Annotated in this window: 9 protein-coding genes; 5 read left to right on the top strand and 4 right to left on the bottom strand. The window is 69.8% G+C overall.

The window, feature by feature from the left end; all coding sequences use genetic code 11:
- Positions 1-51 precede the first annotated feature (51 nt).
- The 4 genes from ETD85_RS24375 to ETD85_RS24360 all read right to left on the bottom strand — a co-directional run bounded on the left by ETD85_RS24375 (position 52) and on the right by ETD85_RS24360 (position 4,314).
- On the bottom strand, positions 52-654 hold the full coding sequence (locus ETD85_RS24375; protein WP_138692099.1) for a GNAT family N-acetyltransferase: 603 nt from the start codon (positions 652-654) through the stop codon (positions 52-54).
- A gap of 200 nt (positions 655-854) precedes the next feature.
- On the bottom strand, positions 855-1,592 hold the full coding sequence (locus ETD85_RS24370) for a GntR family transcriptional regulator (protein WP_138692098.1): 738 nt from the start codon (positions 1,590-1,592) through the stop codon (positions 855-857).
- Positions 1,593-2,728: 1,136 nt separating this feature from the next.
- Positions 2,729-3,145: a Zn-ribbon domain-containing OB-fold protein gene (locus ETD85_RS24365; protein WP_138692097.1), complete on the bottom strand. Its 417-nt coding sequence runs from the start codon at positions 3,143-3,145 to the stop codon at positions 2,729-2,731.
- A complete protein-coding gene (locus ETD85_RS24360; RefSeq protein WP_240779371.1) occupies positions 3,145-4,314 on the bottom strand; it encodes a thiolase C-terminal domain-containing protein in 1,170 nt (389 codons plus the stop codon). The genes ETD85_RS24365 and ETD85_RS24360 overlap by 1 nt, the downstream gene beginning before the upstream one ends.
- 236 nt (positions 4,315-4,550) lie before the next feature.
- Between ETD85_RS24360 and ETD85_RS24355 the strand changes: the two genes are divergently transcribed.
- From ETD85_RS24355 to ETD85_RS24335, 5 genes are all read left to right on the top strand, one after another.
- Positions 4,551-5,072 carry a flavin reductase family protein gene (locus ETD85_RS24355; RefSeq protein ID WP_138692096.1) on the top strand — a complete coding sequence of 174 codons (522 nt, stop codon included), beginning with the start codon at positions 4,551-4,553 and terminating at the stop codon, positions 5,070-5,072.
- A gap of 58 nt (positions 5,073-5,130) precedes the next feature.
- A complete protein-coding gene (locus tag ETD85_RS24350) occupies positions 5,131-6,366 on the top strand; it encodes an acyl-CoA dehydrogenase family protein (RefSeq protein WP_138692102.1) in 1,236 nt (411 codons plus the stop codon).
- An 11-nt stretch (positions 6,367-6,377) separates the two neighbouring features.
- The gene (locus ETD85_RS24345) at positions 6,378-7,163 is read left to right on the top strand and encodes an SDR family oxidoreductase (protein ID WP_138692095.1); all 786 of its coding nucleotides are present in this window, start codon (positions 6,378-6,380) and stop codon (positions 7,161-7,163) included.
- Positions 7,164-7,277: 114 nt separating this feature from the next.
- Positions 7,278-8,573, top strand: coding sequence for a DUF2252 domain-containing protein (locus ETD85_RS24340; RefSeq protein WP_138692094.1), 1,296 nt, complete (start codon positions 7,278-7,280; stop codon positions 8,571-8,573).
- Between the two features lie 70 nt (positions 8,574-8,643).
- Positions 8,644-9,849 (top strand): ATP-grasp domain-containing protein, encoded by a 1,206-nt coding sequence (locus ETD85_RS24335; protein ID WP_138692093.1) that lies wholly within the window; start codon positions 8,644-8,646, stop codon positions 9,847-9,849.
- Positions 9,850-9,874 lie beyond the last annotated feature (25 nt).

The following is a 9,874-nucleotide window of genomic DNA, read 5'->3' as shown; positions in this document are numbered from 1 at the left end:
GCCCGGACCCGGACAGTCCGGGGCCGGGCCGTTGGGGGGTGGGGTGCGCCGTCAGGCGCTGATCAGCTCGGCGATCGTGAGGTCACGGAAGGCCGTGGTGAGCATGTCCTCCGAGGGCCGCTCGAAGAGCGCCCCCGAGGAGCGGTGGGGCAGATCCACTGTGCGTACGTGCCTGAACCCGCGGCTGCGGTAGTAGCTCTGCAGCCGGGGGTTCCCCTTCGCGCAGTCGAGACGCAGCCAGGGCAGCCCCGCGGCGTGGGCCGAGGTGCCGGCCCAGTCCAGGAGCGCGTCGCCGAGCCCGCTGCCGGACCACGGCCGGGCGACGGCCAGCTTGTGGATGTAGAGAGCCGCACCCGGATTGTCGCCCGGAGTCCAGAACTCCGGGTCGGCGTGGTCGTCCAGGGCTATCGTGGCTACCGGCGGCGCCGATTCGTCCGGGTCGAGATACCTGAGCTCGTCATCGAGCAGGAAGAGCACCCGCTCCTCAATGAGCGGTTCGATCCGCTCGGGGCCGAACCCCCCGCGGGGCCACTGCCGCACTCCCTGCGCATAGAGCCACTCAGCGGTGTCGGCGAGCAGCGTGATGACGCCGGGAAGGTCCGCAGGTTCCGCTCTGCGGAGGGCGAGTGGGTGAAGAAGAGTGTTCGTGTGCATAATACAACTCCCGTTGCGTTGGGTTCCCGCGCCTGCACAGAGCGTGATGATGCAATGGTGCGCGGGGGCGAAATGGGGCCATAACCCGATATATATGGATAAATGGCGATTTAGGGGAGTATGCACGACTCCCCTAGGCCAGCGAGGCGGCTTTTCTCGCTGCACCCGGCCGGCGAAATCACCCCTTCATCTCGAGCTCGTCAGCGGCGATCGAGCTCGTATCTGATCAAATGTTTGTCGGCGGGCAACACCGACACCGCGACACGCACCGGCATGTCGGCCCCGTCGTATCCGACTCGGACGTACACCATGACTGGCGTGCCGAGCTCGAGCTGGAGGCGTTCGGCTTCCTCCTGGTTGGGCATGCGCGCCCAAATGTCGTCCACGACGCGTGCTTGCGCGTGGCCGAGCTCTTCCAGTACCCGGTTCGCCCCTCGCGCGATGTCACCGGGCCTGGCAATCTCAGAATCCGCGACCAGATCACGGGGGAAGTAGGAATCGTTGGTGTTGTACGGCTGTCCGTCCACGAAACGCAGACGGCGTCTCACCACCGCCAGTTCCCCATCCGCCAGTTCCAGCCTGCTGGCGATCTCCTCTACGGGAGACACCGTCAGCACCTCGATGTACTGGCTCGGTGCGCGGCCTTCCTGCGCCACGGCATAGGCGAAGGCTTCCCGCAGCTCCCCGGTGGGTTGCGGCTCCAACTCTCGCTGCGGGTAGATGAGCAGCGGTCTGCGGTCTCTGACCACCGTTCCGCGTCGCGGCGTACGCGTAACGAGCCCTTCGTTGACAAGCTCACCAAGGGCCAGCCTTACGGTGTTCCTGCTCACCCCATGGTCTTCCATGAGCTGCGCCTCGGTCGGCAGCTGTGCCCCGGGGCCGAGGACACCCGAGTAGATGGCCCGTCGCAACTCCGAAGCCACCTGCTGATACAGCACCGACCTTGCCACTTTCACCCCTTTTGTTCCAACAATTTAGACGATCTGGTTCTAGCAGGCCACAACCCCTTGACCGAACCCCCATGACCGGCCCATCATCCATTCGTTGGTACAAATCCATCTAAAGGCCGGTGAGGGGGTGAAGGCCAATGTTGCCAGTCCGCACGGGTACGCCATACCTGCCCTGGCATGACCCTCGTGAAGCAACACGTTTACTGCGTTACGGGTTGCGTCGCCAGGGGTTCACCCACACCTACCAGAGCAATGGCATCGGCATCTCCGTGCAACCGGCGTTAGCTGAGCTGACCGTGCGGCGCGAAGACGGATCCTTTGTCGCGATCAAGGAGGGTGGCGCCCCCGTCACGCACCGCATTGATGACCCGGTTGCTGCAGCTCAACGCATCGCCGCACGTTGCCGGCAGCATGAGCCTTCGAGCTCTCCCATCGACTCCGTGTGCGAACCAACGGTCTAGGACTCCATCCCTCGCCGGAGTCCTGGCGCCGCCGCACACGGGGCAGGAAGCGCGTCCTGGCGGGTCCCCCACGCCCGCCAGGGCGCGCCTTCCTCCGACAGCTCCGGATCTCTCCGAAAGTCCGCGAAGCAGGCAGGGACCACACCAACGCCTCCCCCCGATGAGGGACTCTCCGCCCGTGTCTTGCTCCGGGCGGGTTTCTCGGGTCTTCTCGGGGGTTTTCGGTTTTCCGGGGCGGCGCCCGCGCCGCCCGGCTCCCGCTTCTCGCCGCTCGCGTCTGCGGTCGCGAGCCGGCCCGTCTGGTCATCTGCGGTGGCGGGCCGATCCGTCTCGCCGTCTGCGGTCGCGAGCCGGGCGCCGTGACGTGCGGACACGGCCGGCTGGGTGGGCGGCCCGGTAACCACCGGGCAGGCAGGACGGAGCGCCATGGCCGCATGGCCACACCCGCCATCCAGTCCCAACCACTCACGTCAGCCACCATGCCCGGAGCCGTCCGCGTTGACGCCTGCTCCCTTCATCATCAACCCTCGACGCCTAACCTGGGGGCAGCTTCGGGATGGTGGGACTGGTGGGGTTTTCCGGTACCAATCCAATTTCGGGACGAGGCCGCCCGGCGGGAGGATTTCCGCTCGACCGGATACCCATCCGCGTCCCCGGCGCCCGTCACCGGGATCCGGACTCCGGCCCCCAATCCACCAGCGTCAGCCGGTCGCCGGCCGCGGTGCAGGTCGCGGTGTAGGTCGCGCGTACCCGCTCCCCCCGCTCCGGGGGCCGCGGGCCGCGCCACCCGCCGTACACGAGGCAGTCCGGCACCGCCGCGAGCCTGATCATCACCACCAGATAGGGCACCGGGAGCCCCGGCATGAACGGCTGGTGGTTGACGATCCAGCTCTCGACCGACCCCTCGGGCTCCACCTCGCGCCAGTGCCACGCCTCCGTCCGGCACGCCGCGCAGAACGCCCTGGCGGGAAAGCGCGCCAGCCCGCACGTGTCGCACTCCTGGACGGCGAACTCGTGCCTCCCCACCCGCTCCCACCACTCCGCGGAGTCCCGGTCCGGCTCCGGCGGGTAGGCCGCCATCACGCCCTCCGGAGGATCAGCGCCGAGGTGGCGGGGAGGATGTAGCCGGGCTGGGCGGTCGAGAGCGCCACCTCGGCGCGCGGCGCCTGGCGGTCCCCGGCGTCGCCCCTGAGCTGGGACACCGCCTCCGCTATGTGGTTCATGCCGTGCACGTAGCCCTCCGACAGGAAGCCGCCGTGGGTGTTGACCGGGAGCGCGCCGCCCAGGGAGGTGGCCCCGGAGGCCACGTACGGGCCGCCCTCCCCCTTGGCGCAGAAGCCGTAGTCCTCCAGCTGGACGATCACCGAGTACGTGAAGCAGTCGTACAGCTGCGCCACGTCGATGTCGCCGGGCCCGAGCCCCGCCTGCGCGTACAGGCGCGGTGCCAGCGCGGCGGCGGCCGTCACCGTGGGGTCGGCGGCGGCGCCCGAGAGGTGCGAGGTGCCCCCGCCCCAGGCCGCGGCCGAGACCAGGACCGGCGGGCGGCGCAGCGCGCGGGCGCGCTCGGCCGTGGTGACGACGACGGCGCAGGCCCCGTCCGTCTCCAGGCAGCAGTCCAGGAGGCGGAACGGCTCCGCGATCCACCTGCTCGCCAGGTAGTCGTCCAGCGTGATCGGCGTGCGCATGAGCGCTCTGGGGTTCTTGGCGGCGTTGGAGCGCTGGGTGACCGCCAGCTGCCCGAAATGCTCGGCCCTGGTGCCGTATTTCAGCATGTGGGCCTGCGCGAACATGGCGTACTGCTGCGGCGGCGCGAAGAACCCGTACGGCGCCTGGTACTGCACCTCCGGGCTCACCGGCACGCCCCGGCCGGTGCCGCCCATGCGGAACTCGGAGCGGGCGTTGATGGCCCGGTAACAGACCACGGTCTCGGCCATGCCCGTCGCCACAGCGAGCGCGGCCTGTCCGACCACGGCATGGGAGACGCTGCCGCCGCCGAACTGGTCCAGGTGCCAGGACAGGTCCGTCAGCCCCAGGGCCGGGCCGACCAGGGTGGGCGGGGCCGAGTCGCCGACCCGGTGCGTGGCCAGGCCGTCCACGTCGTCCGGTGTCAGGCCGGCGTCCTCCAGCGCGGCCAGCACGGCGCGGCAGGCCAGCGTCAGCGTGCTCACGCCCGAGTTCTTGGTGAAGGGGGTGTAGCCGACTCCGGCGATGGCGGTGCGGTCCCGAAAATCAAGCAAGCGCTTGGCCACAAATGTCACGGTAGGCCGGAAATTTCCCCCATGTCAACGCACTGCCCACCGCCACCCGGCATTCACTTGACACGTTCTCCGGATTCCCCCTACCGTCCAAGCAAGCGCTTGGTAAGATAGCGCTGTCGGTGACGAGGAGGCGGACCATGAGCACACACGCTGCCCGGCTCATCGCGCCGGACGGCTGTCGCGGCCTTCCGACGCCCCATCAGCGCAGGATTCGCAACGGAGCCGCCATGCCGACGGGCCCTTCATCTCACAGCCCGAACGGCCACCTCGAAAGCCACCGCTTCCGGCAGGTGCTCGGCAGGTTCGCGACCGGCGTGGTGGCGATCACCGCCCTCGATGCCGAAGACGGCCGGCCGTGCGGCCTGGCGGCCAACTCCTTCACCTCGGTCTCGCTCGACCCCCCGCTCGTGGCGTTCTGCGTGGCGCACACGAGCACGAGCTGGCCCCGGGTGCGTGGCGCCAAGGTCGTCACCGTGAACGTGCTGGCCGAGAACCAGCAGGCCGTGTGCGCCCAGATGGCGGCCAAGGGCGGGGACAAGTTCGCCGGACTGGAGTGGACCGGCTCCCCCGGCGGCAACCCCGTGCTCGAAGGGGCCCTGGCCTGGATCGACTGCGTGGTCGAGAACGAGCACCTGGCCGGCGACCACGTGATCGTGGTCGCGCGGGTGCTGCAGCTCGACACGTACGCGGACGGCGGCCCGCTGGTGTTCTTCCGCGGCGGGTACGGAGGCTTCGTTGAGCCTGCCTGACCAGGCAGGTGGCGAGGCGTTCCCGGACCTCCACGAACCGGACGGTGGCGGGAGCGGGCTGCGCGCGGAGGCGCGGGCCTGGCTGGAGGAGAGCCTGAGCGGCGAGTTCGCGCACGTCAGAGGGCTCGGCGGGCCGGGACGCGAGCACGAGGGCCACGAGCCGCGCCAGGCGTGGGAGCGCCACCTCGGCAAGGCCGGCTGGACCTGCCTGGCCTGGCCCGAGCGGTACGGCGGCCGCGCCGCCTCCCTGGAGGACCAGGTCGCCTTCCACGAGGAGTACGCCAGGGCCGACGCCCCCGCCCGGGTCGGCCTCATCGGCGAGGGCCTGATCGGCCCGACCATCCTGGAGTTCGGCACCGAAGAGCAGAAGGACCGCTTCCTGCCCCCGATCCAGCGCGGCGACGAGCTGTGGTGCCAGGGCTACTCCGAGCCCGAGGCCGGCTCCGACCTGGCCGGCGTCCAGACCAGGGCGCGGCTGGAGGGCGGCGAGTGGGTGATCGACGGGCAGAAGGTGTGGACCTCGCTGGCCCACGTGGCCGACTGGTGCTTCGTCCTGTGCCGTACGGAGCCGGGCTCGCAGCGGCACCGCGGGCTGTCGTACCTGCTGGTCCCCATGGACCAGCCCGGCGTCGAGGTCCGGCCGATCGTGCAGCTGACCGGGACCTCCGAGTTCAACGAGGTGTTCTTCGACGGCGCCAGGGCGGCCGCGGGCAACGTGCTCGGCGCGCCGGGCGACGGCTGGCGGGTCGCGATGGCCACGCTGGGCTACGAGCGCGGCGCGTCCACGCTCGGCCAGCAGATCGGCTTCCGGCGGGAGCTGGCCAAGGTGATCGAGACCGCCCGGCGGACCGGCGCGGCCCGCGATCCCGTGCTGCGCGACCGGCTCGTCAGGTCCTGGCTGGAGCTGGAGATCATGCGGCTCAACGCGCTCAGGATGCTCGGCCCCGACCCTGGTCCCGAGGTGTCGATCGCCAAGCTGTACTGGTCGGAGTGGCATCGCCGCCTCGGCGAGCTGGCCCAGGCCGTGCAGGGCCGCTCGGGGCTGGTCGCGACCGGGCCCACCACGAGCGGGCAGCCCGGGGACGAGCCGACCGCGAACGGGCCGGTCGGGGGCGAGCCGCCCACGGGCGAGCCGGTCGGGGGCGAACCGATCACGGGCGAGCCGCTCGAAGACGGCGGGCTCAACGATCTGCAGCGGCTCTACCTGTTCAGCCGGGCGGACACGATCTATGCCGGTTCGAGCGAGATCCAGCGCAACATCATCGCCGAGCGCACGCTGGGACTCCCCCGCTGATTGGAGCACGCATGCCGCAGCAGCACACGCCGCCCTACCCCAAGGCACACGGCCTGCTCGACGGCAAGGTCACGCTGGTCACGGCGGCCGCGGGCGCGGGCATCGGCTACGCCACGGCCCGGCGCTGCGCCGAGGAGGGCGCCACGATCGTGCTCTCCGACCGGCACGAGCGCCGCCTGGCCGCCGCCGCCGACGCGCTGACCGAGCTCACCGGCGTCAAACCGCTGGCGGTCCCGTGCGACGTGACGTCGGAGGCGCAGGTCCTGGCGCTGTTCGACGCGGTGGTGGAGGCGCACGGCCGGCTCGACGTGGTGGTCAACAACGCCGGGCTCGGCGGTACGGCCCCGCTCGCCGAGATGTCCGACGACCAGTGGGACGCGGTGGTCGCCGTCACCCTGACCGGCACCATGCGCTGCACCAGGGCCGCGCTCCGGCAGATGATCGCGCAGGGCTCCGGCGTCATCGTGAACAACGCCTCGGTGATCGGCTGGCGGGCCCAGCACGGGCAGTCGCACTACGCGGCGGCCAAGGCCGGGGTGATGGCGCTGACGAGATGCGTCGCGCTGGAGGCGGCCGAGCACGGCGTACGCGTCAACGCCGTGGCGCCCTCGCTCGCGGTGCACCCGTTCCTGGCGAAGGTGACCAGCGAGGAGCTGCTGGCGGAGCTGGCGGCCAAGGAGGCGTTCGGGCGCTCGGCGGAGCCGTGGGAGGTCGCGAACGTGATCGTCTTCCTGGCCAGCGACTACTCCTCGTACATGACCGGCGAGATCGTCTCGGTCTCCTCGCAGCATCCCTGACGGCCGCGAAAGGTCCTCACGGCCGTGACGCGGCCGGCGCCCCTACCCTGACCTGGGCATGTCAGGGAAAGATCGGGGTGGTCGGCAGGCCCGCCGAGATCTACTGTCCGGAGTATGGGCACACGCTCCTCCTTCCTGCTCGACGTCCTGATGACGGAGTTCGGCCAGTCGATCAAGCAAGACCCGGCCGCCTTCCGGCGCAAGTTCCGGAAGATGGCCGCCTCTCCCTTCGCCTTCTACCGGGGCAGCGCCTGCCTGTTCTACGCGGACATGACGCAGTCGTACGCCGACCGGTCCTACCTCGACGAGCCGACCAGCAGGGTGTGGATCCACGGCGACCTGCACGCGGAGAACTTCGGCACGTACATGAACGCCTCCGGCGTCCTCGTCTTCAACGTCAACGACTTCGACGAGGCGTACGTGGGCCCGTACGTCTGGGATCTCAAGCGGTTCGCCGCCAGCGTGGCCCTGCTCGGTTACGCCAAGGCGTTGTCGGACGACTCGATCAGCATGCTGGTGACCGACTTCGCCGGGGCGTACCTGGTGGAGCTGACCGCGATCGCGGGCGGCGGGGACGACGCGATCGGCTCGCTCACCCTGGACACCACCAGCGGCGTGCTGCACCGGGTGCTGCAGACCGCGCGGCTCAGCACGCGGGTGGCCCTGCTGGACGTCGAGACCGTGATCGACGACTACGACCGGCGCTTCGCGCTGATGGAGGGCAGGGAGAGCGTGGACGCGGCGACCAGGCAGGCCGTGCTGTCCGCCTTCGAGGACTACCTGGGCTCGCTGCCGGCGCAGGTCAACCCGGTCGAGCACGTGATCAAGGACGTGGCGCTGCGCAAGGGCGTGGGCATCGGGTCGGCGGGGCTGCCGTCGTACAACCTGCTGCTGGAAGGGCGCTCGCAGGCGCTGGAGAACGACGTCATCCTCTACATGAAGCAGGCCGCGGTGCCGGCGGTCGCGCGGCACGTCGTCGACGAGAAGGTGGCCTCCTACTTCCTGCACCAGGGGCACCGCACGGCGGAGTCGCAGCGGGCGCTGCAGGCCTACGCCGACCCCTGGCTCGGCTACACCACGCTCAACGGCGTGGGGCAGCTCGTGGCCGAGGTCTCGCCGTACTCGGCCGACCTGGACTGGGACGACGTGAACGAGCCGGCGGAGCTGCGCTCGATCGTGCAGGACCTGGGGCGGGCGGTGGCGCGCATGCACTCGGTGGCCGACGACGAGTCCAGTCACGATCTCGTGGACTTCTCGACGGAGGAGGCGATCGTGGCGGTGATCGGCAACGACACATCCGGATTTATCGGGATGTTGGTGGAGTTTTCCCATCGGTACGGGGCACAGGCCCGTGAAGACCATCGAAGGTTCGTCGACCTGTTCCGCAACGGGCGCCTGCCCGGCGTATGAGCCGCGCTTCTCGGGCCGGCGTACGAGCCCGGCGCCCGCACGCGGCCGGTCGCCAGGCAGGAGGAACGTCGTGCGCCATCTGATCGGGCTGTTACTGGGGACGGAGGAGGACTGGCCGACGGCGTTCGAGACCGTGCTGCGGCGGCTCGGGCCGATCGACGGGGTGGGCGAGTTCGGCGTGGAGCGGCTCACGATCGAGCCCTTCAACCTGCGGGCCAAGCCGCGCCACGAGCTGGTGATCGACCGGCTGGCGTACTGGTACTACCACCCGCGCGAGTGGCTCAAGAAGATCTCCATGATGGACGACGTCTACCTGCTGAACAGCCCGTTCACCTTCCAGTCGATGGAGAAGCACACCGCGTACTGCGCGATGATCCGGCTCGGGCTGAAGGTGCCGGAGACGGTGCTGGTGCCGTACAAGAACCCGCCGGACAACGACCGCTACCCCTACACGGCGGCCCGCTACAACCGGCCCTTCGACCTGGACGAGGTGGCGGGGCAGATCGGCTATCCGCTGTTCATGAAGCCGTACGACGGCGGGGCCTGGCGCGGGGTGTCCAAGGTGCGCGACGAGGAGGAGCTGCACCGGGCCTATGACGAGAGCGGCGAGATGCTCATGCATCTCCAGCAGGCCGTCGAGGGCTACGACGCGTTCGCCAGGTCGCTGTCGATCGGGGCGGAGACGATGGTGATGCGGTTCCGGCCCGAGGAGCCGATGCACGACCGCTACGTGGTGGACCACGCGTTCCTGTCGCCGTCGGCCGGCGAGGAGGTGGTCACGATCGGGAAGCTGGTCAACGCGTTCTTCCGGTGGGAGTTCAACTCGTGCGAGACCTTGATCAAGGGCTCGGACGTGCACCCCATCGACTACGCCAACGCCTGTCCCGACGTGGCGCTGACCAGCCTGCACTACTACTTCCCCTGGGCGATCAAGGCACTGGTGAAGTGGAGCGTGTTCTGCGTGGCCACCCGGCGCAGGCCGCGGATCGACCTGGAGACGCACGACTTCTTCGCCGTCACCGGCACGTACGAGGAGCGGCTGGCCGAGTACCGGCGGCTGGCGGACGCCTATTTCGAGACCGAGCGCTACGAGGAGTTCTGCCGGACCCATCTGGGGCACCTCGACGAGATCGTCCTGGACTGGGTGGCCGGGCCGGAGTTCGACCGGCTGCTCGTGGACACCGTGACCGCCACGTACCCGGAGCACGAGCGCGACCGGTTCGTCGAGCACTTCCGCGGCCTGCTGCGACTCTGGGCGAAGGACAACGGCTTCTAGCAACCGACCGGTCGGTATGGCATGC

The sequence above is a fragment of the Nonomuraea zeae genome (assembly GCF_005889725.1).
GTDB lineage: Bacteria > Actinomycetota > Actinomycetes > Streptosporangiales > Streptosporangiaceae > Nonomuraea > Nonomuraea zeae.
The sequence above is the reverse complement of the archived record's forward strand: the minus strand, read 5'-3'. Positions and strand labels throughout refer to the sequence as shown.

Bases quoted from the DNA above. Each gene is read 5' to 3' on its own strand.
- ETD85_RS24375 (WP_138692099.1), bottom strand. From the start codon at position 654: ATGCACACGAACACTCTTCTTCACCCACTCGCCCTCCGCAGAGCGGAA.
- ETD85_RS24365 (WP_138692097.1), bottom strand. From the start codon at position 3,145: ATGGCGGCCTACCCGCCGGAGCCGGACCGGGACTCCGCGGAGTGGTGG.
- ETD85_RS24355 (WP_138692096.1), top strand. From the start codon at position 4,551: ATGCCGACGGGCCCTTCATCTCACAGCCCGAACGGCCACCTCGAAAGC.
- ETD85_RS24345 (WP_138692095.1), top strand. From the start codon at position 6,378: ATGCCGCAGCAGCACACGCCGCCCTACCCCAAGGCACACGGCCTGCTC.
- ETD85_RS24340 (WP_138692094.1), top strand. From the start codon at position 7,278: ATGGGCACACGCTCCTCCTTCCTGCTCGACGTCCTGATGACGGAGTTC.